The organism is Brevundimonas sp., assembly GCF_032055285.1.
Lineage (GTDB): Bacteria > Pseudomonadota > Alphaproteobacteria > Caulobacterales > Caulobacteraceae > Brevundimonas.
Window position 1 is genome coordinate 364,003 of record NZ_DAMBRE010000004.1, and the last position, 24,180, is coordinate 388,182.

33 protein-coding genes are annotated in these 24,180 nt (G+C 66.2%); 4 read left to right on the forward strand and 29 right to left on the reverse strand.

What is annotated here, in order from left to right:
- Nucleotides 1-7 precede the first annotated feature (7 nt).
- The 9 genes from RTY13_RS12160 to RTY13_RS12200 form a co-directional block, all read right to left on the reverse strand.
- Nucleotides 8-685 carry an HAD-IA family hydrolase gene (locus RTY13_RS12160; RefSeq protein ID WP_312783738.1) on the reverse strand — a complete coding sequence of 226 codons (678 nt, stop codon included), beginning with the start codon at nt 683-685 and terminating at the stop codon, nt 8-10.
- Nucleotides 682-1,677, reverse strand: coding sequence for an RluA family pseudouridine synthase (locus tag RTY13_RS12165; RefSeq protein WP_312783739.1), 996 nt, complete (start codon nt 1,675-1,677; stop codon nt 682-684). The genes RTY13_RS12160 and RTY13_RS12165 overlap by 4 nt, the downstream gene beginning before the upstream one ends.
- Nucleotides 1,674-2,072 (reverse strand): fluoride efflux transporter CrcB, encoded by a 399-nt coding sequence (crcB, locus tag RTY13_RS12170; protein ID WP_312783740.1) that lies wholly within the window; start codon nt 2,070-2,072, stop codon nt 1,674-1,676. Before crcB ends, RTY13_RS12165 begins: the two co-directional genes overlap by 4 nt.
- 48 nt (nt 2,073-2,120) lie before the next feature.
- Nucleotides 2,121-2,615, reverse strand: a complete 495-nt coding sequence (locus RTY13_RS12175) for a CC0125/CC1285 family lipoprotein (RefSeq protein WP_312783742.1) — start codon at nt 2,613-2,615, stop codon at nt 2,121-2,123.
- 76 nt (nt 2,616-2,691) lie between these two features.
- Nucleotides 2,692-3,420 (reverse strand): RluA family pseudouridine synthase, encoded by a 729-nt coding sequence (locus tag RTY13_RS12180; protein WP_312783744.1) that lies wholly within the window; start codon nt 3,418-3,420, stop codon nt 2,692-2,694.
- 11 nt (nt 3,421-3,431) lie between these two features.
- The gene (locus RTY13_RS12185) at nt 3,432-3,884 is read right to left on the reverse strand and encodes a hypothetical protein (protein WP_312783746.1); all 453 of its coding nucleotides are present in this window, start codon (nt 3,882-3,884) and stop codon (nt 3,432-3,434) included.
- 74 nt (nt 3,885-3,958) lie between these two features.
- Nucleotides 3,959-4,684 (reverse strand): IPTL-CTERM sorting domain-containing protein, encoded by a 726-nt coding sequence (locus RTY13_RS12190; RefSeq protein WP_312783748.1) that lies wholly within the window; start codon nt 4,682-4,684, stop codon nt 3,959-3,961.
- Complete coding sequence (locus RTY13_RS12195; RefSeq protein ID WP_312783750.1) at nt 4,681-4,860, reverse strand: hypothetical protein; 180 nt, start codon at nt 4,858-4,860, stop codon at nt 4,681-4,683. Before RTY13_RS12195 ends, RTY13_RS12190 begins: the two co-directional genes overlap by 4 nt.
- A gap of 145 nt (nt 4,861-5,005) precedes the next feature.
- The gene (locus tag RTY13_RS12200) at nt 5,006-6,319 is read right to left on the reverse strand and encodes a replication-associated recombination protein A (protein ID WP_312783751.1); all 1,314 of its coding nucleotides are present in this window, start codon (nt 6,317-6,319) and stop codon (nt 5,006-5,008) included.
- Nucleotides 6,320-6,386: 67 nt separating this feature from the next.
- On the opposite strand from RTY13_RS12200, the gene RTY13_RS12205 reads away from it, so the two are divergent.
- Nucleotides 6,387-6,806 carry a VOC family protein gene (locus RTY13_RS12205; RefSeq protein WP_312783752.1) on the forward strand — a complete coding sequence of 140 codons (420 nt, stop codon included), beginning with the start codon at nt 6,387-6,389 and terminating at the stop codon, nt 6,804-6,806.
- A 4-nt stretch (nt 6,807-6,810) separates the two neighbouring features.
- Nucleotides 6,811-7,224, forward strand: a complete 414-nt coding sequence (locus RTY13_RS12210) for a VOC family protein (protein ID WP_312783753.1) — start codon at nt 6,811-6,813, stop codon at nt 7,222-7,224.
- Here RTY13_RS12210 and bla read toward each other — a convergent pair.
- The 4 genes from bla to RTY13_RS12230 all read right to left on the reverse strand — a co-directional run bounded on the left by bla (nt 7,221) and on the right by RTY13_RS12230 (nt 12,216).
- The gene (gene bla, locus RTY13_RS12215) at nt 7,221-8,102 is read right to left on the reverse strand and encodes a subclass B3 metallo-beta-lactamase (protein WP_312783754.1); all 882 of its coding nucleotides are present in this window, start codon (nt 8,100-8,102) and stop codon (nt 7,221-7,223) included. The two genes, RTY13_RS12210 and bla, sit on opposite strands and share 4 nt — an antisense overlap.
- Nucleotides 8,103-8,190: 88 nt before the next feature.
- The gene (locus RTY13_RS12220) at nt 8,191-9,579 is read right to left on the reverse strand and encodes a trypsin-like peptidase domain-containing protein (protein WP_312783756.1); all 1,389 of its coding nucleotides are present in this window, start codon (nt 9,577-9,579) and stop codon (nt 8,191-8,193) included.
- Nucleotides 9,580-9,679: 100 nt separating this feature from the next.
- A complete protein-coding gene (locus RTY13_RS12225) occupies nt 9,680-10,921 on the reverse strand; it encodes a TCR/Tet family MFS transporter (RefSeq protein ID WP_312783758.1) in 1,242 nt (413 codons plus the stop codon).
- Between the two features lie 68 nt (nt 10,922-10,989).
- On the reverse strand, nt 10,990-12,216 hold the full coding sequence (locus tag RTY13_RS12230) for an ectonucleotide pyrophosphatase/phosphodiesterase (RefSeq protein ID WP_312783759.1): 1,227 nt from the start codon (nt 12,214-12,216) through the stop codon (nt 10,990-10,992).
- Between the two features lie 100 nt (nt 12,217-12,316).
- Between RTY13_RS12230 and RTY13_RS12235 the strand changes: the two genes are divergently transcribed.
- Together RTY13_RS12235 and RTY13_RS12240 are read left to right on the forward strand one after the other, a co-directional pair.
- A complete protein-coding gene (locus tag RTY13_RS12235; protein WP_312783761.1) occupies nt 12,317-13,240 on the forward strand; it encodes an ABC transporter ATP-binding protein in 924 nt (307 codons plus the stop codon).
- The gene (locus RTY13_RS12240; protein WP_312783763.1) at nt 13,230-14,087 is read left to right on the forward strand and encodes an ABC transporter permease subunit; all 858 of its coding nucleotides are present in this window, start codon (nt 13,230-13,232) and stop codon (nt 14,085-14,087) included. Before RTY13_RS12235 ends, RTY13_RS12240 begins: the two co-directional genes overlap by 11 nt.
- 3 nt (nt 14,088-14,090) lie before the next feature.
- Here the strand turns inward: RTY13_RS12240 and RTY13_RS12245 are convergent, their stop codons facing one another.
- The 16 genes from RTY13_RS12245 to rpsH form a co-directional block, all read right to left on the reverse strand.
- Complete coding sequence (locus tag RTY13_RS12245; RefSeq protein WP_312783765.1) at nt 14,091-14,561, reverse strand: GNAT family N-acetyltransferase; 471 nt, start codon at nt 14,559-14,561, stop codon at nt 14,091-14,093.
- A gap of 39 nt (nt 14,562-14,600) precedes the next feature.
- Nucleotides 14,601-14,978, reverse strand: a complete 378-nt coding sequence (locus RTY13_RS12250; protein ID WP_312783767.1) for a DUF4180 domain-containing protein — start codon at nt 14,976-14,978, stop codon at nt 14,601-14,603.
- A gap of 81 nt (nt 14,979-15,059) precedes the next feature.
- A complete protein-coding gene (gene rplQ / locus RTY13_RS12255; protein ID WP_105563656.1) occupies nt 15,060-15,476 on the reverse strand; it encodes a 50S ribosomal protein L17 in 417 nt (138 codons plus the stop codon).
- Between the two features lie 115 nt (nt 15,477-15,591).
- On the reverse strand, nt 15,592-16,611 hold the full coding sequence (locus RTY13_RS12260) for a DNA-directed RNA polymerase subunit alpha (RefSeq protein WP_207826445.1): 1,020 nt from the start codon (nt 16,609-16,611) through the stop codon (nt 15,592-15,594).
- Between the two features lie 94 nt (nt 16,612-16,705).
- Entirely contained in the window at nt 16,706-17,095 is a 390-nt protein-coding gene (rpsK, locus tag RTY13_RS12265) for a 30S ribosomal protein S11 (RefSeq protein WP_292083332.1), read from the reverse strand.
- 16 nt (nt 17,096-17,111) lie between these two features.
- Nucleotides 17,112-17,480, reverse strand: a complete 369-nt coding sequence (gene rpsM, locus RTY13_RS12270; protein ID WP_105563653.1) for a 30S ribosomal protein S13 — start codon at nt 17,478-17,480, stop codon at nt 17,112-17,114.
- A gap of 109 nt (nt 17,481-17,589) precedes the next feature.
- On the reverse strand, nt 17,590-18,333 hold the full coding sequence (locus tag RTY13_RS12275; protein ID WP_312783770.1) for an energy transducer TonB: 744 nt from the start codon (nt 18,331-18,333) through the stop codon (nt 17,590-17,592).
- 75 nt (nt 18,334-18,408) lie between these two features.
- Nucleotides 18,409-18,660, reverse strand: a complete 252-nt coding sequence (locus tag RTY13_RS12280) for an energy transducer TonB (protein WP_312783814.1) — start codon at nt 18,658-18,660, stop codon at nt 18,409-18,411.
- 531 nt (nt 18,661-19,191) lie between these two features.
- Complete coding sequence (locus RTY13_RS12285; protein ID WP_312783772.1) at nt 19,192-19,752, reverse strand: adenylate kinase; 561 nt, start codon at nt 19,750-19,752, stop codon at nt 19,192-19,194.
- A gap of 21 nt (nt 19,753-19,773) precedes the next feature.
- On the reverse strand, nt 19,774-21,153 hold the full coding sequence (secY, locus tag RTY13_RS12290; protein WP_312783774.1) for a preprotein translocase subunit SecY: 1,380 nt from the start codon (nt 21,151-21,153) through the stop codon (nt 19,774-19,776).
- 147 nt (nt 21,154-21,300) lie between these two features.
- Complete coding sequence (gene rplO / locus RTY13_RS12295; RefSeq protein ID WP_409450309.1) at nt 21,301-21,894, reverse strand: 50S ribosomal protein L15; 594 nt, start codon at nt 21,892-21,894, stop codon at nt 21,301-21,303.
- Between the two features lie 163 nt (nt 21,895-22,057).
- Nucleotides 22,058-22,252 carry a 50S ribosomal protein L30 gene (gene rpmD, locus RTY13_RS12300; protein ID WP_312783776.1) on the reverse strand — a complete coding sequence of 65 codons (195 nt, stop codon included), beginning with the start codon at nt 22,250-22,252 and terminating at the stop codon, nt 22,058-22,060.
- A gap of 5 nt (nt 22,253-22,257) precedes the next feature.
- Nucleotides 22,258-22,863 carry a 30S ribosomal protein S5 gene (gene rpsE, locus RTY13_RS12305; protein WP_292036860.1) on the reverse strand — a complete coding sequence of 202 codons (606 nt, stop codon included), beginning with the start codon at nt 22,861-22,863 and terminating at the stop codon, nt 22,258-22,260.
- Nucleotides 22,864-22,876: 13 nt separating this feature from the next.
- Nucleotides 22,877-23,233 (reverse strand): 50S ribosomal protein L18, encoded by a 357-nt coding sequence (gene rplR / locus RTY13_RS12310; protein WP_105563646.1) that lies wholly within the window; start codon nt 23,231-23,233, stop codon nt 22,877-22,879.
- Nucleotides 23,234-23,236: 3 nt separating this feature from the next.
- Nucleotides 23,237-23,770 carry a 50S ribosomal protein L6 gene (gene rplF / locus RTY13_RS12315; protein ID WP_292083336.1) on the reverse strand — a complete coding sequence of 178 codons (534 nt, stop codon included), beginning with the start codon at nt 23,768-23,770 and terminating at the stop codon, nt 23,237-23,239.
- A gap of 1 nt (nt 23,771) precedes the next feature.
- Nucleotides 23,772-24,170 (reverse strand): 30S ribosomal protein S8, encoded by a 399-nt coding sequence (rpsH, locus tag RTY13_RS12320; RefSeq protein ID WP_312783779.1) that lies wholly within the window; start codon nt 24,168-24,170, stop codon nt 23,772-23,774.
- Between the last annotated feature and the right edge of the window lie 10 nt (nt 24,171-24,180).

Genomic DNA, 24,180 nt, shown 5'->3' on the forward strand with positions numbered 1-24,180 from the left:
GGTGGTCTCAGGCAGCAATAGCGGTCGAGGCGAAGCGGTCCAGCGCCGCCTCCAGATCAGGACAGTCGACGGCGACGTGACGCGCGCCCGCTGCTGTCTGTTCCTCATGGGTGTGGAAACCCCAGCCGACGCCCAGCGGGTGCACGCCCGCGTTCAGCGCCATCAGGATGTCGTGGCTGGTGTCGCCGATCATGACGGTCGAGGTCGCGTCGGCCCCGCAGGCGGTCATGGCGGCGAACAGCATGGCCGGATCGGGCTTGCCCGGACCATCGGCGGCGCAGTGACTGGACAGGAAGAGGTCGCTCCATTCCGGTCGCGCCAGATTGCGAGCCACCCCGCGCCGGTTCTGCCCCGTCGCCAGCGACAGCCGCCAGCCGTCGCGCTTCAGACGGCGCAGGGTGTCCATGACGCCGGGATAGAGGGGCTCTTCGTGCCCAGCGTCGTACATAGCGCGGAAGCTGGCCTGAAAGGCGGCGACGAAGTCCGCCAGCTCGGCCATGGTCAGGCCCGGCTCCAGCACGTGCAGCGCCTTGTCCAGCGTCAGACCGACGATCTGGCGCACCCGATCATAGGACGGCTCGGGCAGGCCCAGCTCCTGCGCCGCCTCACAGCAGGCGCGATGGATCGAAGCCCGGCTGTCCACCAGGGTCCCGTCGATATCGAAGACGGCCAGAGGGCGGGTCATCGCTGGCGCTTGACCCCTTCGAAGGGATCGATGTCACTCTCATCCTCGGAGAAGCCGAAGTGGGCGAAACCGGCCTTCATCTCGGGACTGAGCGGCGCCTCGACGATCAGCTTGCCCCCGCGCGGGTGGTCCAGTTCGATGCGGCGGGCGTGCAGTTGCAGCTTCAGCACGCCGGACAGTTCGCGCGACTTCTCATCGCCGTATTTGGGATCGCCCAGGATAGGGTGGCCGATGGCGGCCATGTGGGCGCGCAGCTGGTGGGTCCGGCCGGTGAAGGGGCGCAGGGCCATCCAGGCGGCGCGATGGGCGGCGCGGCTGATGGTGGCGAAGGCGGTCTCGGCCGGTTCGCCCTTGGGGTCCTTGGGATCGGCCGGGCGCATCATCTCGAAGTCGTTGATGCCGGTCTTCTTCAGCGCCATGTCGATCTGGCCGGCCGAAGGCTTGGGATTGCCGATGACGATGGCCCAATAGGTCTTCTTGGCCTGACGGCGGGCGAAGGCCCCGGCCAGACGCTTGGCCGCTTCCGGCCCCTTGCCCAACAGCAGCACGCCCGAGGTGTCGCGGTCCAGGCGGTGGACCAGACGCGGCCGGTCCATCCCCTCGCCCCACGCCGACAGCAGACGGTCGACGTGCTTGGTGGTCTTGGTGCCGCCCTGCACGGCCAGGCCGTGCGGCTTGTTCAGGGCAATGACCATGTCGTCTTCATAGAGAACCAGCGACTTGGCGTAGGCCACGTCGCGTTCCGACAGTTCGTGCAGATCGCCGGGTTTGCGCGGATTGGCCTCGGGCAGCGGCGGCACGCGCACGGCGGCCCCGGCGGTCAGGCGGTCCTGCGGCTTGACCCGCGAGCCATCGACGCGGATCTCGCCCTTGCGGGCCATCTTTTCCAACTGGATATGGGTCAGGTGCGGCCATCGCCGCTTGAACCACCGGTCCAGGCGGATGTCGTGCTCGTCTTCGGCAACATAGAGAATCTGGACTTCGCGGCTCATGCGCCCACTCCGGTAAACAGTTTGCGCGCGATCATCAGGCCGACGAACAGGGCGGCGATGGAAAGAACCACCGAACCCACCGCATAGACGAAAGCCGTGGCCAGTTCACGGCGTTCGATCATCAGCGCCGCTTCCAGTGAAAAAGCCGAGAAGGTGGTGAAGCCGCCCAGCACGCCGACGGCGGCGAACAGGCGGATGCTCTCCTGCCCCGCGCCCGCCTTCAGCGCCAGCCATCCGGCCAGCAGGCCCATCAGCAGACCACCCGTGATGTTGGCGGTCAGGGTCGTCCAAGGCCAAGCCTCGCCGGGAGCCAGCCGCCCGACCGTCAGGCCCAACCCATAGCGCGCCATGGCCCCCAGGGCGCCGCCGGCGGCGACAAGAAGAAATTGCATCATGCCGGGCTTCTACACCGACACGCTGCGAATGACAGCGGTTGGCGGGCCTTACAGCCGGTTGCGGATCGCGTCCTGCACTCCGCGCGCGTTATAGACGTCCGGGCGATCCGGCCTGGCGCCGCGCCCCATGACGATCTCCAGCGTGGTCGAGGTCGGCTGCGGCCCGCTGAGATCAAAGCCCAGACCCACTCCGACGCCGGACGCGCTATAGCCGCCGTAACGACCGCCGCCTGCGCCGATCGAGACGCTGGGGCGTACGCCCCCGGCGCTGTCGGGACGACCGTCGATCCAGCGCTGCGTCACCTCGAACCAGTCATAGCCCTGATCCACCGTCAGTTGCGCCGCACGGAACAGGGCGCGATCAACCACCGGACCGGGCGCGCCTACACCGTTATAGGTGACGCGGAATCGGTTGGATTCGATCTGTTGTTCGCTGAACCCCTGCCCCCGCGCCGACTGCTGCGGACCATAGGGAGCCAGGCTGGCGCAAGCGCTCAGCGCCAGGGCGGAGGCTGCGATCAGGCCGAAGGTCAGACGTTTCATGCGGCGATCTCCTCGCCCGATTAGCGTCGGGCCAGACCGAATGTTCCGTCGCAAAGCTGAACCGAGGCTGAACCGGCTAGAGCCCCGCCGCCGCCTTCAGGGCCATGAAATCCTCGGGCGGGCTCGCCTCCAGAGTCACCCGCTCGCCGCCTTCGGGGTGCGGGAAGGACAGTTTGGCGGCGTGCAGCATCAGGCGCGACGCGCCGCGACCGGCGAAGGTCAGCGCCCCGCCGTAACGCACATCGCCGACCAGGGGCCGACCGATCGAGGCCATGTGGACCCGCAGCTGGTGCATCCGTCCCGTCTCCGGCGACAGCTCGACCAGAGCGCCGTCCTCGCTGGCGGCCAGGGTGCGATAGCCGCTGACGGCGCCCTGCGCGCCCGGCGCATCGAACTCGACGACGCGCATATAGCTCTCGCGCCCGATCTCCTCGCGGCGCAGGGCGGCGGTGATGCGGCCCGACTTCGGCTCGGGGGCTGAGGACACCAGGGCCAGGTAGGTCTTCTGGAAGCGGCGCATCTGCATGGCCTTGCCCAGGAAGCCCGCCGCCGGCTTGGTCTTGGCCGCCAGAATGACGCCCGAGGTGTCGCGGTCCAACCGATGCACCAGTTCCGGCCGCTTGCCGTTCGAACGGGCGAAGGCCCACAACAGGTCGTCCAGGGTATGGGCCTGAATGCGTCCGCCCTGACTCGACAGGCCCGACGGCTTGTTGAAGGCGATGATATGCGCGTCCTCGTGGATGACCCACGAACGGACGGCGGCGACTTCTTCTTCGGTCAGAGAAACAGGCTGGCGGGTTTTCACCCGCCGAGCCTTTAGCGGAGGACGGCCTTCTTCGCCATGGCCGATGCGTACCAGAGCAGCAGGGCCGCGATCACGGCGATGACGTAGGGCATCCATTCCATCATCGCCAACTCCGGCGGCAGAGCCGGCGGCGGGTTGATGAACTTGGAATAGACCAGGCTGACCAACGCTCCGATCAGGGACAGGCCAAAGGCATGAACCGCGAAGCGACTACGCGCCAACAACAACAATGACCCGAGCACCGCGCCCCAGACACCCAGCGTCCACGGCACATACATCCACGCCGGCATGGCGTTGTAGTAGGCGATCATGTCGTCGCCGAAACCGGATTCGCGCATATAGGCTTCACCACGCGTGGTGGTCTGGATGAAGTCGTATCCGCCAAAGCCGTTCCACAGCAGCGACAACACCCCCACCAGCCAGAGATGCCAAGGCGTCGCCGCCCGTCTTGCAATATCGGTCATGTTCCCTCCCCAGGTTGCCGATGGAAGGAGGCTAATCCCGAACCGCCATGCTTAACAATGAACAGTGATCAGTTTCATACGTTCCGGAAACGACGACGATGCACCGCCACGGCCGCGCCGCCGCCCAGAACCAGCGCGAACAGGATCATGCCCCATTCCGTCAACGTCGGGACTGCGGCGGCGGTTGAAGGGACGAGCGCAAGTCCACGGATATCTTGAACGGTTGGCGCCTGGGCATTGCTGCGGACGCCGGAGGTTGTCCAGAAATCCATGGAGCTGCTGATGTTGTGCACCAGGAACTGACCTCGCGCCGGATCCCATACGGCGCCGAAAATCTCACCGTTGGTCGGACCCGTTATCGGAATATCGGTGACGGTATAGGGCGCGACCGCAAGAACCCGTTCAAAAACAATCGTCCCACCCGACCAGTGATAGAAGCTGTTGTCGTCGGGATTGTAGGCGATCACCTCGCCGTCCGCGCCGTTGCCCAGCGTCGTCGCAACGGCCTTCGTCGCGTCCGACTTGTTGATCAGATACAGGGTCTCTGGAACGCTCGCGCCGTCGCCCGTCACGCCGAACAACTGACCGTCACTGCGGAAAGCCAAACTGGAGAAGTTATCACCGAGATTGCCGATCTCGGTCCCTATCCCGGTGGCGACATTCACGGTGATCAGAAGGCGCCCTGTAACCCCAGTGGCCTTGGCGACCGCGTACAGGGTTCCTGTCACCGGGTCCCGCGTCAGCGCGTTCAGACCCGTAATGGTGCGTCCCGACACGACGACCACACGCCCGTCGATCAATGCCCCGTATTATTGTCCAGATGGAACAGGCCATTCGCCGACAAGGCGCTGGCGTCATTGTTGAATGGGTTCACGCCATACAGGTTCTGCGCTGACGCGCCATGGGCCAAGGCCATGGCCGCCGCGCCCGCCGCTAATGCGCCGAGCATTCTCTTGATGCCTCGAAACTGTGCCATGCACGCCCTCCATGCTGGGCGAGCGCGCATCGTCATCGACGCATCAAAAACTCCCCTCCCGCACGGACGCTTCGGCTGATCGTCTCCGAGCGTCAATCTGGAAACCGATGTTCTTCAGTTTGAAATTTTCATCGACCACACATTACTAGCCGGAGGCCCCGCCCTGCGCTCGCGCCCGCATGGCCGCCCAACGTTCCAGGCGCGCCTTGACCTTCTCTTCGTGACCCTCGCCCTTGGGCTTGTAGAAGGTGCGGCGTTCCATCTCGTCGGGGAAGAAGTTCGCACCGGAGAAGCCCTCGGGCGTGTCGGGGTCGTACTGGTAGCCCTTGCCGTAGCCGAGCTGCTTCATCAGCTTGGTCGGGGCATTGCGGATATGGGCGGGCGGCATCAGGGAGCCGGTCTCGTGCGCCGCCTTCTTCGCCGCCTTGAAGGCCTCATAGACCCCGACCGACTTGGGCGCGGTGGCCAGATGGACCACGGCCTGGGCCAGAGCCAGTTCACCCTCTGGCGAACCGAGGAAGTCGTAGGTATCCTTGGCGGCGTTGGCGACCAGGATGGACAGGGGGTCGGCCTGACCGATGTCCTCGACCGCCATCCGCACGATGCGCCGCGCCAGATAGAGCGGGTCCTCGCCCCCGTTCAGCATCCGCGCCAACCAATACAGCGCCGCGTCCGGGTCCGAGCCGCGCACCGACTTATGCAGGGCGGAGATGAGATTGTAGTGCTCCTCGCGCGACTTGTCATAGGCGGGAGCGCGCTTCTGAAGCACGCCCGCCAGCGCCTGAACGTCCAGCAAGTCGCCTTCGGGCAGGTCGAACAGGACCTCGGACATGGTCAGCAGATAGCGCCCGTCGCCGTCCGCTAACGCCAGCATGGCCTGGCGCGCCTCGGGCGTCAGCGGCAGGGGCCGGTCCATCAGGGCCGCCGCCCGGTCCAGCAACTGATCCAGCGCGGCGTCGTCCAGTCGCTTCAGCACATAGACCTGCGACCGCGACAGCAACGCCCCGTTCAGCTCGAAGCTGGGGTTCTCGGTCGTGGCGCCGACCAGGGTGACGATCCCCTCCTCGACGAAGGGCAGGAAGCCGTCCTGCTGGGCGCGGTTGAAACGGTGGATCTCGTCCACGAACAACAGGGTCTGTTGGCCCGCCGCCCGGCGCATCCGCGCCGCCTCGAACGCCTTCTTCAGGTCGGCGACGCCGGAAAAGACGGCGCTGATCGATTGATATTCATAGCCCGCCGCCTTGGCCAGCAAGCGGGCGATGGTGGTCTTGCCGGTGCCGGGCGGCCCCCACAGGATCATGGAGCCCAGACGTCCCGCCTCGATCATGCGACGGATCGGCCCGCCTTCGCCCAGCAGATGGTCCTGACCCACGACCTGTTCCAGCGTCTGGGGGCGCAGACGGTCGGCCAAGGGCGCGTCAGGGGCGTGGATGCCGGAGGCTTCGAACAGATCACTCATGGAACGGCAGAGATAGGCGTTCGTTCAGCCGATTACACGCACTACTATCGGCCCGAACGGAGGAACCATGTCCGAATCCCAGGCCAACCAGGGCCCGACCGGCGGCGTCACGCCCCACCTGACCATTCCATCGCGCGGCGGTCAGGCGGCCATCGAATTCTACGGCCGGGCCTTCGGCGCCGAGGAGATCATGCGCATGCCCGCCGAGGACGGCGAGCGGCTGATGCACGCCCACCTCAAGATCAATGGTGCCAGCCTCATGCTGGCCGACGAATTCCCCGAATGGACCGGCGAGGCCGACATCGCGCCCAAGGGCGTGACCCTGCATCTTCAGGTCGATGATCCCGACGAATGGTGGAATCGCGCCCTGGTGGCCGGCGCCATCCCCGTCATGCCTCTGGAGGACCAGTTCTGGGGCGACCGCTACGGTCAGGTCCGCGACCCCTTCGGCCACACCTGGTCCATCGGCGGCCAAAAGAAGGGCTAGGATCATGTCTGACCCCGCCTACCCGCCGCTCAGCCCCTATCTGATGGTCAAACGCGGGCCCGAGGCGCTGGAGTGGTACGCCCGCGCCTTCGGCGCCGATGTGATCGAGCGCTACGACATGGACGACGGGCGGCTGGGGCACGCCACCCTCAGCCTGAACGGCGGCTCGCTGATGCTGTCGGACGAGTTTCCCGAAATGGCCGACATCATCGGCACGGCCTCGCCCGAGACCCTCGGCGGCACGACCAGTTCGGTGAACCTGTCGGTCGACGACGTGGACCGCTGGTTCGACCGCGCCATAGAGGCCGGAGCCACCGCCCTGCGCCCGCCCGCCGACGAGTTCTACGGCCGCCACGGCAAGCTGCGCGATCCCCACGGCCACGTCTGGTCGATCATTGGACCGGCCAAGAGCGGCTAGGAGGCTTCGCGGTCCAGCCGCGCCTGAAGCCGCCCTCGCGCCCGTTCGGCATAGGCGCGGCAGGCTGACGGATCGAGGAAGGGGTTAGGCGTCGCACCGGCCTGCAGGGCCGCGATCTTGACGTCGCCGCCCGAGTTGTCGGGATGGACCGATATCAGCAGGTCGCACGGCAGCGCCTCCATCCGGTCGATGGAGGCCCGCAGCGTCGCCGTCACGTCGGGATGGGCCCTGTAGGTGAAGCCCCCGCTGGCCACAGCGTTGAGGCTGGACGCGAACACCACGTTCACGCAGGCATCGCCCTCGCAGGATTTCCACGTCCAGCTGACGCTGCCGGGCGTATGGCCGGGGGTGAAGACGGCCGTCACGGCGGCGCTGCCCAGACGCACGCTCTCGCCGTCATCAATCCCGCGCGCATTGGCGACCGGCGGGTGCGCGGCGACACTGGAGGCCTGCGGGTCATGGGCGTCGGCCTGTCCCATTCGCAGCGCCGCCGCGCCGATAGGGCTGGTGATCACCTCGGCCCCGCTATCGCGCGCCAGAGCAGCGAGGCCGCCCGAATGGTCGTAATGCGCCTCGGTGTTCAGGATGTAGCGAATGTCCTCCACCCGGAACCCCAGCTGACGAATGCTCGCCTCCGTCATCGCCACGGTCTGCGGCAGAGCGCCGTCGATCAGGATCAGACCGTCGCTGCTATCGATCAAGACCATGCTGAGACCGCCCGTGCCGACAAAATAGGTGTCGCCATGCAGCTTCAGCGGCGCTTGCGGCTTCTCCCAGTCCGCGTTTCCGGGGATCGGCCGCGTCAACGGATCGTCGTGCAGGGCGCTCCCGCTTGCGGACAGCAGGGCGAGAGCGGCGGCGAAGGACAGAATGGTCATGCCGGCACCCAACATGAGTTTCTTCGGCCGACAAACACGGCAAAGGTTAACCCGACCGATTATCCCCAGCAGCGTCTCATGATCGCGATTAGGGCAGGCGCCCGGTCAGCCTGCGGCCGCCGCGCACGATGGTCAGTTCAGAGCCCCGTTGCGCCCGACCGAGAGCCGCGACCGAGGAGGCCGGACGACCGTCCACCTGAACGATCAGATCGTTGGGGCGCAGCACGATACGCGCTGCCAAGCTATTGGGCTGAACGCCCGTCACCACCACGCCGCTGGTGAAGGGGTCGCCGCCGAGACGGTCAGCAAGTGCGGGGTTCAGCGCCACTCCGCGAAGCCCAGCCAAAGCCCCCTGCCCCACGGTCGCGCCCGCTCCCGGGTCGGCGTCGCCCGGCAGGGCCGAGACGCGGGCGTTCACCGCCTGGGTCCGCCCGTCGCGCAGGATGGTCACGGCCACCGTGTCATTGGGCGAGCGGGTGCCGACGCGGAAGTTCAGACCGCCCTGGTCGTTGATCTCGGCCCCGTCGATGGCGGTGATGACGTCGCCTTCCTCCAGACCCGCACGCGCGCCCGGTCCCTGCGGATAGACCTCGGTGATGATCAAGCCCTGCGGCCGCGACAGGCCCAGGCTGCGGGCGATGTCGGCGCTGACGGTGTCGCCCTTCACGCCCAGCCAAGGCCGCACCACGGCCTTGGCCCCGCCGGCAGCCGAATCCACCACCCGCTTCACCATCGTCGCCGGCACGGCGAAGCCCACGCCGGTCGAGGAGCCGGTGCGCGAGAAGATGGCCGTGTTGATGCCGATCAGGTCGCCGTCCATGTCGACCAGGGCCCCGCCGGAGTTGCCGGGGTTGATCGCCGCGTCGGTCTGGATGAAGGAGCCGGAATCGCTGATCCCCGTCTCGGTGCGGTTCAGGGCAGAAATGATCCCGGTCGTCACGGTCTGACCCACGCCGAAGGGGTTGCCGATGGCCAGGACCAGATCGCCGACCTGCTGTTCTTCCTGATCGTCGATCCGCAACACCGGCAGGCTGCCCTCGACGCCCTCCAGTTGCAGCACGGCGATGTCGGAGCGCGAGTCCGCCAGCAACACCTTGGCCGCATATTCGCGCCGGTCATTCAGGGTGACGCGGATCTGCTGCATGTTCTCGATAACGTGGTTGTTGGTCACCACCACCCCGTCGGACCGCACGATGACGCCCGAACCGATGGAGCCGGTCACGCGCGCCTGCGGGCCGCCGCCGAACATCTCGAAGAAGGGATCGCGAACCTGCTGCACGCCGCGCGCCGAGATGTTGACCACGGCGGGCGCCGCCTCGCGCACCACAGGGGCGAAGCTGGACTTCATGGCGCCCGCGTCGCGCGGCGCCTGACGCGGCTGTTCGGCGAAGACGCCTTCCTGGGCCTTGGACGGTTGCGGCTGGCCGCAGGCGGACAGCATCAGGGCGGCGGCGAGGGCCAGTCGGGAAGTCTTCATGTCGTCCGGTCTCGTTCGGAAGGCTGAGTTTACAAGGCATTGCGCAACGGGTTTGAGACAGGATCAAGGCCAACAGCCAAGCCTGACGCCCGCGTCGCGATCAAACGAGCGTGACCTCGTCCCGTTCCGCCCGCCGCGCGGTCATCCAGCCGATCAGGGCCGCCAGCGCCAGAACGACAGCCGCCAGATAGAAGGCCAGGCCCGGATTGGGCGCCCACATGCCCTGCTCCACCGACTCCGAATAGATCCAGCCAAAGAACAGCGGCGAGGCCACCCCGGCGATGGAGGCGACGCTCATGTTGGCGCCCTGAAGTTGGCCCTGCTCGCTCTCGCCCACCCGCCGCGTCATCAGCGATTGCAGCGTCGGCATGGCCAGTCCCCACAGGGCGTTGGGCAGCATGGCGATGATGAAGGCGACGCCCGTCGGCGCCCAGCCCATCAGGGCGATGCCAACCGTCCCGCCGCACAGGCCGAAGATCATGGTCATCCGGTCGCCCAGCTTCTTCGAGACCGGCCCGACCAGAACGCCTTGGACGATCATGTCCAGCACGCCGACCAGGGCCAGCAGCATCCCGACCTCCCACGGCCCCCAGCCGTATCTCAGCCCGGCATAGAGGACGAAGACCGCCGAAAAGACGTGGTGAGCGAAGTAGAGCAGGAAGTTCACGATCGCGAGGCCAGTCAGTTCGGCATGGCGACGCAGCAGCATCATGGCCCCGACCGGATTGGCGCGGCCCCAGCTGAATTTCATGCGCTTCTCGGGCGCCAGGCTCTCCGGCAGGATGAACAGACCATAGAGGAAGGCCACGCCCGACAGGCCGCCCGCCACCCAGAACGGCACGCGCGGCCCGAACTCGCCCAGAAACCCGCCAAGCACTGGGCCCAGCACGAAGCCGCCCGAGAAGGCCGCGCCAATCAGGCCGTAGGCGCGCGCCCGCTTCTCCGGCTCAGTGATGTCGGCCATGTAGGCGTAGATGGTGGTGAAGCTGGACGAGGTGACCCCCGCAATCAGCCGCCCCGCTGCCAGCCACCACAGGTTGGGCGCCAGCGCCATCAACACATAGTCCGCCGCCAGCCCGGCGCAGCTGATCAGGATGACGGGTCGCCGCCCATACTGATCCGACAGCGAGCCGATCACCGGCGAGGCCAGGAACTGCATCCCGGCCCACAGGGCGATGAAGAGCCCATTCAGCAGCCCCGCTTGGGCGTTGGAGCCTACGAACTCCTCGATCAGGTGCGGCAGCACAGGGATGACGATCCCCATGGCCACGATGTCCAGCACGGCGGTCACGAGGATGAAGGCGATCGCCGCGCGGCGGACCTTTGGATGATGCAGGGACATGGAACGCCGATCTGTTGGAGCGCCCTTTTAGCGACGACGTCCCGACGCGCCCATCCCCGACGCGCAGATCAGCGCATAGTCACCGGCAGGGTGTCCTCCGCCCGACCGTCGCCGCGCGGGGCGTCGATGCGCAAAAGACGGGCGAGGAAGGGCTGGACGTCGACGCTGTCCAGATCCTGCAGGCGACGCCCCTGCACCACGCCCGGCCCGTGAGCGATGAAGATGGCCGCCATGTCCGGCGAGAAGTTGTCATAGCCATGCGCCCCGCCCGGCTTGGTCATCGGCCGCGCCCTGGTCGTGAAGGTCCAGCCCGGTTCCGAGGCGCAGACGATGGCCGAAACGCGCGGGTTGGAGCCCAGGACGAAACGGGCCGGGATCTCGCTCTTCCTCCAGCAGTCGAGATGCGGACGCGAGCCCAGCAGCGCCGCCTCGACCTCGGCCTCGCGACCGGCGACCGGGTTCAGGAAGGTCACCGCGCCGGAATAGATGATCTGGATCGCCGCCGGATCGATCAGGTCGTCGATCCAGGTCACGCGCTCGGGCGAGGTCGCGGCCATGCCGTGATCGGAGACGACCACCAGCATCGTGCGCTCATACAGGCCGCGCGCCTTCAGCCCCTCGACCAGACGGCCGATGGAGGCGTCGACCGAACGGATGGCCTCGGCGGTTTCGGGCGCGTCGGGGCCGTTGTGGTGGCCCTGGGTGTCCACGATGTCGAAATAGAGGGTGGTCAGTTGCGGGCGCTGATCCGTCGGCAGGTCCATCCATTGCAGCACGCGGTCCACGCGCGCATCGCCCGGCATCCCCTGATCGAAGGTGGTCCAGTAGGTCGGGCGCATGCCGCGGATATCGGCCTCGGAGCCCGGCCAGAACATGGTTGCGGTCTTCACCCCCGCCTTCTCGGCCGAGACCCAGATCGGCTCGCCCTGATCCCACCAGCGACGGTCGGTCACCGCCTGCTTGTTGCTCAGTGAGAACCGGCCCAGCTCGGCGTCGATCATATTGTTGCCGACGATGCCGTGGTGGTCGGGGTGCAGGCCCGTCACCAGCGTATAGTGGTTGGGGAAGGTCACGCTGGGGAAGGACGGCCGCATCGGCCCCGTCGCCCCCTCGCCCGCCAGCCGCGACAGGTTGGGGGTGACGCCTCGATCCAGATAGTCGGCGCGGAACCCGTCGATGGAGATCAGCATGACCAGCGGCGGATCGACCGGGTGCGGCTCGGGGGTCTGAGCCGGCGTGGTGGCGCAGGCGGTCAGCAGCAGGGCCAGGCACAGGCCCGCGACGCGAGAAAACATGGGGAACTCCGAAGCGACTTCGGGGAGATTGCCTAAGCTTAATCTGCGACAGGCAGAAGACGGCTTGCCGGTTTATCCCCACCGGGCCAAGCTCTGCCGCATGACCGCTGTTATCGAAACGATCGGCCTGACCAAAACCTATGGCGCGGTGCGCGCCCTGGACGGGCTGAGCCTGAGCATCCCGCGCGGCGGGGTTTACGGCGTGCTGGGGCCGAACGGCGCCGGCAAGTCCACCCTGTTCCGCATCCTGCTGGGCCTGATCCGGCCGACGGCGGGCGAGGTCCGGGTCCTGGGCCAGCACACCGGCGATCCCGCCGTGACGCGCCGCATGGGCTCGATGATCGAGACCCCGCGCTTCCCGCCCTACATGACCGCGCGTCAGGTGCTGGAATGGCTGGCCCTGGCCCACGGCATGGGCAAGGAGGCCGCCATCGACGCCTGGCTGGACCGCGTCGGCCTGACCGAGGCCGCCAATCGCCGCGTGCGCGGCTTCTCGGTCGGCATGTTGCAGCGCCTCGGCGTCGCCGCCGCCCTGATGACCAAACCCGATCTCGTCATCCTTGATGAGCCGACCAGCGGCATGGACCCGCCCGGCATCCAGGAAATGCGCGCCCTGATCCGCAGCCTGGCCGACGACGACGGCGTGACCATCATCCTGGCCAGCCACCAACTGCTCGAGGTCCAGCGCGTCTGCGACCGCGTGGCCATCTTCAATCGCGGAACCCTGGCCGCCGAGGGCAAGGTCAGCGACCTGACCGCCGCCGGCGAGCGCCTGCGCCTGTCGGCCACGCCGCTAGCCAAGATCATGGGCGTCCTGGGCGACAAGGGGTCGCTGGACGGCGACGCCGTTCTGGCCGCCATTCCCCGCGCCGAGGGCCCCGCCCTGCTGCGCGCCCTGATCGAACAGGGCGTGGACATCGACGAGGCCCGCTGGGTCGGCGCCGATCTGGAAAGCGTCTTCATGGCCGAGACCGGCCCCGCGCGCACCGAGGCGCAAATCCGCGAGGCCCTCCATGCTGGCTGACGCCATCCGTTCCGAAGCCTATCGGCTGACACGAAACCGCACGGTCCTGTCATGGAGCCTGATCTTCGTGCCGGTGATCGTCCTAGCCGCAGCGATCGGCGGCGCCTTCTTCGACGCCAAGGTCGAGCGTATGGCAGATCAACTGCCGCCCCAGATGACGGACGTCAACAACGTCCTCGACATCGGCACGACCTTGATCTCGAGTGCCGGCCAGTTGGCCAATCCCGCCCTGCTGGCCTTTCTGCTGATCGGCGCGGCGACGGTCTTCGCCGGCGACTATCGCTGGGAAACCTGGCGCCTGATCACCGCGCGCAACAGTCGCGCCAACCTGATCATGGGCAAGGCCGGGGCGGTCAAGCTGATGACCCTGACCGGCCTGCTGCTGTTCGTGCTGGCCGCCCTGATCGGCGCCGTCGCCAAGGGGCTGATCCTCGACAGGAACCTGATCTTCGACTTCGGCGGCCAGGAGGCGCGCGATTTCGCTCTGCTCTTCCTGCTGGGCTATATGCGGGTGATCCAGTTCCTGCTGCTCAGCCTGTTGGCCGCGACATTGACGCGCTCGCAACTAGCCGCCCTGTTCGTGCCTCTGGTCGTCGGCGTGGCCCAGGGCCTGCTGGTGACCGCCACTCCGATCCTGGGCTGGAGTCCCGTCGACTGGCAGACCCTGCTGCTGTTCCCCGGCGCCGCCTATGAGACCCTAAAGGCCGTCATACTGGGCGGCATACCGGCGGCGGTCCTGCAAGAAGGCGTCGTGTGGCGCGCTGTCACCAGCCTAGCCCTGTGGAGCTTCATCCCCTTTGGCCTGTCGCTATGGTGGTTCAGCCGTCAGGACCTGTCGAAGGAGTAGCGGCTACAGCCGCTTCTCCATCCAGACGTCGCAGCGCGCATAGGGCGTCGGCTGCGGCGCCAGGGTCACGAAACCGAAGCGGGCATAGAGGCTCAGGGCCGGCCCCAGGGTCGAGCTGGTCTCCAGGTAGAGGCGGTGCGCGCCCGCATCCCGCGCCGCCGCCTCGCAAGCCTCCAGCAGCCGCAGCGCCAGCCCGCCGCCACGCGCCTCAGGCCGCACCGTCATCTTGGTGACCTCGAACCCGCCGTCCGCCATGGCGATCAGGCCGCAGCAGCCGACAGGAACAGCGTCGCGCTCGGCGAAGAAGATATGACCGCCCCTGGACAGGATCTGCCCCACCGGATCATCCAGCGTCAGGTGATCCTTGGCCTCCAGGGCGAACCCGCCGTCGATCAGCCAATCGGTGTTCAGCCGCTTCCACGCCTCCCGATGAGTGGGAGCAAAGGCCACGATGCGATCCTGATGCTGGGTCATGGAGCCTGTATCGCTGCAAGGACCGACCCTGACAATGTGTCAGCCGACCATGCGTGCCGCCAGCCGCTGCTCCAGTTCCTCCAGATCAGCGACGAACCAAACATGCCGACCCGCATTCGCCTCTCCGACGAAATCGCGCAGGGCCTCACTGGCCGCCACGGGGGTCGTGATGTCCCCCACCACAGCCAGCTTCAGGCGATAGTTGACGAACTTCTGCACGACCGCGCCCAGCACGCCCGTCTTCAGGTGAAGGAAGTCCGCGGCCAGAAGCGACGTCGGCACGGCCACCCAGTCGGCCTCCAGCCCCCACAGACGCCCCATCAGATCCAAGGCGGCGGCCTCGCCATCCAGATGCGGTCCGTCTTCAGGGCAGACGAACACCCGCTGGTCTGCCAGTACCCTGATCGCATCGTCCATCGGTCGCCCCAAAGCAAAAAGGGCGGCAGGTCCGAAACCCGCCGCCCTTTTTTCATTCTACACCGGAAACGGTGAAGCTGATTAGGCTTCGTCGCCCTCGATGGCGAAGACCGGACCGGAGTCCTTGCCCTTGGCTTCGACGTCGCGATCGACGAACTCGATCACGGCCATCGCGGCGTTGTCGCCGTGACGGAAGCCGGCCTTCATGATGCGGATGTAACCGCCCGAACGTTCGGCGTAGCGCGGGCCGATCGTTTCGAACAGCTTGCCGACTTGCGGCACGTCGCGGACGGCGCTGATGGCCTGACGACGGGCGTGCAGGTCGCCCTTCTTGGCGAGCGTGACCAGCTTTTCAACGAAGGGACGCAGTTCCTTCGCCTTGGGCAAAGTGGTCGTGATTTGCTCGTGCTTGATCAGCGAGGCGGCCATGTTGGCGAACATGGCTTGGCGGTGGCTGACCGTACGGCCGAGCTTGCGGTAAGCGGCGCCGTGGCGCATCGGGGTCTCTCCTACTCAACCCTGGTTTCCGGCCTAATCAAAGGGGCGGGACCTGGGGCCTTTTCATTCTAACCGCCCCATCCGCGCCGACTGGCGCTGGGCGGAGGGTTGATGATCAGATCTGGTCGTCGAACTTTTTGGCCAGATCTTCGATGTTTTCGGGCGGCCAGTTCGGCACGTCCATGCCGAGCGACAGGCCCATCGTCGCGAGAACTTCCTTGATCTCGTTCAGCGACTTGCGGCCGAAGTTCGGGGTGCGAAGCATTTCGCCCTCGGTCTTCTGGATCAGGTCGCCGATGTAGACGATGTTGTCGTTCTTCAGGCAGTTCGCCGAACGGACCGACAGCTCCAGTTCGTCGACCTTCTTGAGCAGGGCCGGGTTGAAGGGCAGGTCGGGCTTGCCGTCCGTAGCCTCAACAGCCTTGGTCGGCTCGTCGAAGGTGATGAAGATCTGCAGCTGGTCTTGCAGGATGCGGGCGGCGTAAGCCACCGCGTCAACCGGCGAGACGGCGCCGTTGGTTTCAACTTCCAGGATCAGCTTGTCGTAATCCATCGACTGGCCCTGACGGGTCGGCTCGACGCGATAGGCGACGCGCTTGACCGGCGAGTACAGGGCATCGACGGCGATCAGGCCGATCGGCGCATCTTCCGGGCGGTTCAGTTCGGCGGCGACGTAGCCCTTGCCGTTCTGGACCGTCAGTTCCATGCGGATCGAAGCGCCGTCGTCCAGCGTGCAGATAACGTGGTCGGGGTTCAGAACCTCGATGTCAGCCGGAACTTCGATCTGACCCGCCGTGACGACGCCGGGGCCCGTGGCGCGCAGAGTCATGCGCTTGGGGCCTTCGGCGTGCATGCGCAGCGCCAGTTGCTTGATGTTCAGGACGATATCGACCACGTCTTCCCGGACGCCTTCCAGCGACGAGAACTCGTGAACGACGCCGTCGATCTGGATGGCCGTAACCGCCGCGCCTTGCAGCGAGGACAGCAGAACGCGACGAAGCGCGTTGCCGAGCGTCACACCGAAACCACGCTCGAGGGGCTCAGCGACCAGACGCGCCTTGCGCAGCGGGTCGGAGCCGCCCTCGACTTGCGGCTTCTCGGGACGGATCAGCTCTTGCCAGTTTCTTTCGATCATAGAGTCCCTCGAACGGATTTCGTCGGCTCCGGCCTTGTCGACGAGGCCATGGTGGAGCCGACGGAGATTGGGGGTGCCTGAAACGCTGTCGCGATTAGACGCGGCGGCGCTTGGGCGGACGGCAACCATTGTGCGGCATCGGAGTGACGTCGCGGATGGTCGTGATCGTCAGACCGACGGCCTGCAGAGCGCGGAGCGCCGATTCACGGCCGGAACCCGGACCCGAAACGTTGACTTCCAGCGTCTTCACGCCGTGCTCTTGAGCCTTCTTGCCGGCGTCTTCGGCAGCCATCTGGGCGGCGTACGGGGTCGACTTGCGCGAACCCTTGAAGCCCATGTGACCGGCCGACGACCAGGAAATCGCGTTCCCCTGGGCGTCCGTGATCGTGATCATGGTGTTGTTGAAAGAGGCGTTCACGTGAGCCACGCCCGACGTGATGTTCTTGCGTTCGCGGCGCTTAATGCGACCCGGTTCCTTAGCCATCGGTCAGCTCTTTCTCTTACTTCTTCTTGCCGGCGATCGGCTTGGCCGGGCCCTTGCGGGTGCGGGCGTTGGTGTGCGTGCGCTGACCGCGGACCGGCAGGCCCTTGCGGTGACGCAGGCCGCGGTAGCAGGCCAGGTCCATCAGACGCTTGATGTTCATCGAGGTTTCGCGACGCAGGTCGCCTTCGACGGTGTGATCCTTGTCGATCGTTTCACGGATCTGCAGGATTTCAGCATCGGTCAGCGAGTTGACGCGGCGAGCGGGCTCAATGCCGACCTTCGCGGTGATTTCCTTGGCGGCGTGCGCGCCGATGCCATGGATGTACTGAAGCGCGATTTCGACGCGCTTGTTGGTCGGAATGTTGACGCCAGCGATACGGGCCACGAGAATCTCCAGATACGCTTAAACAGACGCGGAAACCGCTCCGGTCAACAGACCTGGAACGTGTGCGCCCTTCGCGGAAGCGGCCCTTATACAGGGGATTCTATCGGCGTCAATGCCGGCCGCCTGGCGAGGTTGCAGCGGCTTCCGGCGGGAAGGCGATGGCCACTGTCTGGCGGTGCCGTCCGCCGAAACGCCCCATGCGTCCCGGCGGCTTGTAGCGGAACTCTTGAGCCTTCCCAAGCGCTGACCGCCCTATCCCCGCCCCGGCTGGATGCTCGCTCGTCACCCGACAGTTCTCGAGGCGCTCGCTGCCCACCCGAATATAGCATTGCAGCACGGCATAGGGCCGCCCTGAGGCGGCAAGCGCGCTTTCGGAAGCGTTCGCGGACATGATGGCCCCTTGCGGACCTTGGATAAGCACAGGTCCCGTCCCTCGTCCCGGCCCATCGCCGGCCCCATCGCCGTTACCGGCCCCGGTCCCTGCCCCTTCACCGCCCAAGCCCAGGCCGGGCGCCAAGTCCGCAAGGGGAGCCAATCCGACCACGAGTTCCGGCACAGGGGCTTGAGCGATCGGCGCCGGCAACTCGGGATCGACCGGCACGGTCGGCGGCGCATGTATCCTCGACGCGGCCGCCGCCCCTCCTCCACCCGCATGCGTCGCCGCTTCCGGAGGCGTCACGCGCTGCGCACGCATCATCAGAACATCAACGACGGGTTGAGGCAGACTGTTGATTGGCGCATCGCGGGGAGCCAGCGCGAGGCCAAGAAGCAGGATGACATGGACCAGACTGACGCCTGCCATGGCCGTCAGACGCCGACCGTCCATGGATCTGAAATGCATGATGGCTGTCATGACGACCTCCGCCCGCGAGATAACGGTGAAATTTATCGCACGGTCTCACGCGAATGAAAATCTGTCGCGTCAGCATCATGGCCACAGGACCGTGATCGGCGCCTCATGCCCATCCACCGGCGCGCCGTCACGCGTGGGCGGCTGGAAGCGGAAATAGACCGAAGCCTCAAGGGCCGCCTGGCCGAAGCCCATGCCTGGCGGGCTTTCATCGATGACGCGGCAGGCCTCAAGCCGGGTATCGATTCGGATGCGGCAGGATAGGGTGGCCCGCCCGCCGATCCTCTGCCGAAAGGCTGAGGGCGGATGAAGACGACGCAGTTCCCCCATGCTCGGGCCGCGCAACAGGCGGAACCGTCCGTCACCGGCGCCGCGCCCGTCTCCCGAGCCGCTCCCCCCGCCGGTTCCCTCGCCTTGCTCCCCCAGACCTGGACCTGGCGTGGCCGACGGCGACGGCGCCACGCCGATCACCAAGGCTTGTTCGGGCGCGGGTCGCCTCGGCGCAGAGATTTCGGGAGGAGGCGAAGCCGGTCTGGTCCGAACGGGTCGGACAACCGAGGGTGCTGACGGACTACCGCCGCCCGCAACGGACGATGGCGTGGGCGGTGAAGGCGGCGGCTCTCGCTGAGGGGGCGGCAGCCGAACCAGATCCACGACAATGGGCGGATCTGGCGGCGCGAACCGCTCGGCCTGAACTTGGCCCAAAAGTAGAAACAGGCCCACATGGGCCAGGCCGACGACACCCGCGACGCTGGAACGCTCCAGAACACGGCGACGCGTCGTCGGTTTGTCGGTCAAGAGCGCCTCCTGAATGCGGTCGTCCGGAATCTAACGCCCGAACGCCGCTTCAGATCAGGCCTATCAGGCGATCGCGCCGTCGATTGCGGCGGCGACCGTGGCGATGTCGCCCATGCCGTCGATCTCGGCCAACTTGCCCTGAGCTTCATAGTAGGGAAGCAGAGGCGCGGTCTGGGCGTTGTAGACGGCCAGACGGTCCTTAAAGGTCTCAGGATTGTCGTCCGGGCGGCCCTGCTCGGCGAAACGCTTGCCGATGCGGGCGGTCAGGGCGGCGTCGTCGACCTTGAGGCGGACGACGCGATCGATCTGGGCGCCGCGCTTGGCCAGCATGGCGTCCAGGGCTTCGGCCTGGGCCACGTTGCGCGGGAAGCCGTCGAAGATGGCGCCGCCGGCGGCCTCGGCCTCCGGCAGACGGTCCTCGATCAGGGCGATGACGATCTCGTCCGTGACGAGGTCGCCGCGCGCCAGCACGTCCTTGACCTTTAGGCCCAGTTCCGAGCCTGAGGCGATCGCGGCGCGAAGCATGTCGCCGGTCGACAGCTGGATCATGCCCCGCTCCTCGACCAGACGCTTGGCTTGCGTTCCCTTGCCGGCCGCGGGCGGCCCGAACAGGATCAGGTTCATCTTGCGGGCTCCCCTACCCGATTAGCGTCGGGCGGGGGCGGCGCCGCCCCGACCGCCACGACCACGCAGCTTGGCCTTCTTGATCAGGCCCTCGTACTGGTGCGCCAGCAGTTGGGACTGAATCTGAGCCACAGTGTCCATCGTGACCGAGACGACGATCAAGATAGACGTTCCTCCGAAGTAGAGGCTGTTGCCCAGGCTGCTGACCAGGAACTCGGGCAGCAGGCAGACCGCGGTGATGTAGGCGGCGCCGATCACCGTCAGGCGCGTCAGGACATAGTCCAGATACTCGGCCGTGCGCTTGCCCGGACGGATGCCCGGCAGGAAGCCGCCGTACTTGCGCAGGTTCTCGGCCGTGTCCTCGGGGTTGAAGGTGATCGAGGTGTAGAAGAAGCAGAAGAAGACGATCAGGACCGCATACAGGATCATGAACAGCGGCTGGCCGTGCGTCAGTTGCGCCGTCACCAGCGGCAGCCAGCTCATCCACTCGGGCAGGTTGGCCTGGGCGGTGAAGGTGGCCACCGTCGTCGGCAGCATCAGAAGTGACGAGGCGAAGATGGCGGGAATGACGCCGGCGGTGTTGACCTTCAGCGGCAGGAACGAGCGCTCACCGCCCGTCATGCGGTTGCCTTCCTGGCGCTTCGGATACTGGATCAGAAGGCGGCGCTGGGCGCGCTCCATGAAGACGATGAAGACGATGGTGGCCACAGCCAGGATGGCGATGAACAGCAGCACGAAGGCCGACATCTGACCCTGTTGGGCCAGGCCCAGCAGACGGGCCACGGTGGACGGCAGAACCGCCACGATACCGGCGAAGATGATCAGCGAGATGCCGTTGCCGACGCCGCGCGCCGTCACCTGCTCGCCCAACCACATCAGGAACATGGTGCCGCCGGTCAGGGTGGTGACCGTCGAGATGATGAAGAAGATCCCCGGCTCGTCGATCAGACCGGCCTGGGCGTTCAGCCCCGCCGCGATACCGAAGGACTGGGCCAGAGCCAGGAAGACCGTCAGGTAGCGAGTGTACTGGTTCAGCTGCTTGCGGCCGCTTTCGCCGCCTTCCTTCTTCAGCTTCTCCCAGGGCGGATAGACCGCGCCCATCAGTTGCACGATGATCGAGGCCGAGATGTAAGGCATCACGTTCAACGCGAAGACGGCCATACGCTCGACCGCGCCGCCCGAGAACATGTTGAACATGTCCAGGATGCCGCGCTGGCCATCAGGGTTCTGGAAGAAGGCCAGGAAGGCCTCGGAATTAATGCCCGGAATCGGAACATAGGTGCCGATCCGATAGACCAGCAGCGCGCCCAGCGTGAACAGCAGGCGTTTGTGCAGCTCGGTCGCTTTCGCGAACGAGCCCATGTTCATATTGGCGGCGAGTTGTTCAGCGGCCGAAGCCATTAGGCGGTCCCCACGACTATGCCCGTCGTCAGATAGGCGGAAAGCGGCCGTCTTGCGAGGGCCGCTTTCATGAATTTCGTCATCCCGGTGCGGATGATCCCGGCGGACGCCGCGTCAGCAGCGCCCGCACGGGATGACGATATCGATTTAGGCCTTGGCCGCGGCGCGCTTGGCGCGGGCCGAGATCTTGTTGGCGTCGCCCAGCGGAGCCTTGGGAGCCGGAGCCTTGCCCTTGGCGGCGTTGCGCTTCTCGAGGCGAGCAGCGGCCTTGGCTTCAGCGGCGATGCGCTGTTGCTCAACTTTGCCGCCAGCGGCTTCGATGGCCTTGATCGCGCCCGACGAGGCCGACCAGACGACCAGGTTCAGCTTGGCCTTCAGTTCGCCTTCGCCCAGCACGCGCACGCCGTCCTTGACGCGACGGATCACGCCGGCGGCCACCAGGGCGGCGCCGTTGATTTCAGCCTTGGCGTCCAGCTTGCCGGCATCGATGGCTTCTTGCACGCGCCACAGGTTGACTTCGGCCAGCTTCAGCGCGTTCGGGTTGTTGAAGCCGCGCTTCGGCATACGCATGTACAGCGGCATCTGGCCGCCCTCGAAGCCGCCGATGGCGACGCCGGTACGCGACTTCTGACCCTTGACGCCGCGACCGGCGGTCTTGCCCTTGCCCGAACCCGGGCCGCGGCCGACGCGCATGCGCTTGGTGTGTGCGCCTTCGTTGTCGCGAATTTCGTTCAGTTTCATGTGCCTGATCCTTTCGGGTTCTAGCGCCAGGTCGATCAAGCGATCGCGCCTGACTCGGCGTTGGAAAAATTGAAGGCCGCTTCTAGGCGGCCCGTTGCAGCATCGCAAGATGCTTCTTCAAAGAGAAACGCCCTCTCCCGTTTCCGGGAGAGGGCGCATCGTCTTATTTTTCGACCACTTCGACCATGTGGGCGACCTTGGCGATCATCCCACGGACCGAGGGGGTGTCTTCCAGCGTCGACTCACGGCCGATGCGGTTCAGACCCAGGCCCGACAGAGTGGCGCGCTGATCCGACTTGCGGCGGATCGGGCTGGCCGTCTGGCGAACCGTGACGGTGGCTTGTTCTTTCTTGGCCATGTCTATCAGCCCTCGACAGCTTCAGGCGCCGAGGCGCCGTCGTTGCGGCGGCCCATCAGGTCGGCGACCTTCTTGCCACGCTTTGCAGCAACCTGACGCGGCGACGATTGAACCTTCAGAGCTTCGAAGGTCGCGCGGATCATGTTGTAGGGGTTCGACGAACCGGTCGACTTGCCGACGACGTCCTGGACGCCGAGGGTTTCGAGGACCGCACGCATCGGACCGCCGGCGATGACGCCGGTGCCGGGAGGGGCAGCGCGCATCATGATCTTGCCGGCGCCCCAACGGCCGTTGCCGTCGTGGTGCAGGGTGCGGTTCTCACGAAGAGGCACGCGGATCATGGTCTTCTTGGCTTCTTCAGTCGCCTTGCGGATGGCTTCCGGCACTTCACGCGCCTTGCCATGACCGAAGCCGACCCGGCCCTTGCCGTCGCCCACAACCATCAGGGCTGCGAACGAGAAACGACGTCCGCCCTTAACGGTGGCGGCGACGCGGTTGATGTGCACCAGCTTCTCGACGATGTCCGAATCCGGGCCGTCGACAACGGGAGCGTTACGGTCGCGGCGGTCGCGGTTCTGACCACCTTGTCCGCGTTGGGGTTCACGAGCCATGCTTCTCGATCCCTTAGAAGTTCAGGCCGGCTTCACGCGCGGCCTCCGCCAGCGCCTTGACGCGGCCGTGATAGATGTAGCCGCCGCGGTCGAAGACGACGTCGGTGACGCCCTTCTCCTTGGCGCGCTCGGCGATCAGCTTGCCGATCGCAGCAGCTGCGGCGACGTCCGAACCCTTGGAACCCTTGCCGCCTTCCAGCGACGAAGCGGCGGCCACCGTGACGCCCTGGGCGTCGTCGATGATCTGGGCCGAGATGTTCTTGTCCGAACGGAAGACCGACAGACGCAGACGACCGTTGGCGACAGCCTTGAGGCGGCGACGGTTGCGTTCGGCGCGGCGCTTGGCTTGTTGTTGCAGAGAAAGAGCCATGACTTACTTCTTCTTGCCTTCCTTGCGCCGGACGGTCTCGCCCTGATAGCGCACGCCCTTGCCCTTGTAGGGTTCCGGCGGACGCAGCTTGCGGATGACGGCGGCGATTTCACCAACGGCCTGCTTGTCGTTGCCCGAGATCTTGATCTCGGTCTGCTTCGGCACGACGAAGGTGATGCCGGCCGGCGGCGCGATGTCGACTTCATGCGAGAAGCCGAGCTGCAGCGACAGAGCCTGGCCCTTCAGCGCAGCGCGGTAACCCACGCCGACCAGTTCCAGGGTCTTTTCGAAGCCCGAGGTCACGCCGGTGACCATGTTGTCGACCAGGGTGCGCGACAGACCCCACATCGCGCGAGCGCGAGGCGTGTCCGAACGCGGGGTCAGCGACAGTTCGTCGCCTTCCTGCTTGACTTCGATTTCTTCGGCCACGGTCCAGGAGCGTTCGCCCTTGGGACCCTTGACCGAGACGGTCTGGCCGTTGAGCGTGACAGTCACGCCCTTCGGCACAGCGATGGTTTTCTTGCCAATACGGGACATATCAGTAGACCCTGCAGAGGACTTCGCCGCCGACGTTAGCGTCGCGGGCGGCGGCGTCGGACATGACGCCCTTCGAAGTCGAAAGGATCGAGATGCCGAGGCCGTTCTTGACCGGCTTCAGCTCGGTGATGGCCGAGTAGACGCGGCGGCCAGGCTTCGACACGCGGGCGATCTCAGCGATCACCGGCTGGCCGTCGAAGTACTTCAGCTCGATCTCGAACTGCGGGAACTCGCCGGGGTTCTGAACCAGCGAATAGCCGCGGATGTAGCCTTCGTCCTGCAGCACGTCGAGGACGCGCTGACGCAGACGCGAGGCGGGGGTCAGCACCTTGGAACGCTTGCGGGTGGCCGCGTTCTTGATGCGAGCGATCATGTCGCTCAGGGGATCGTTGATCATCATATCTGTTCGC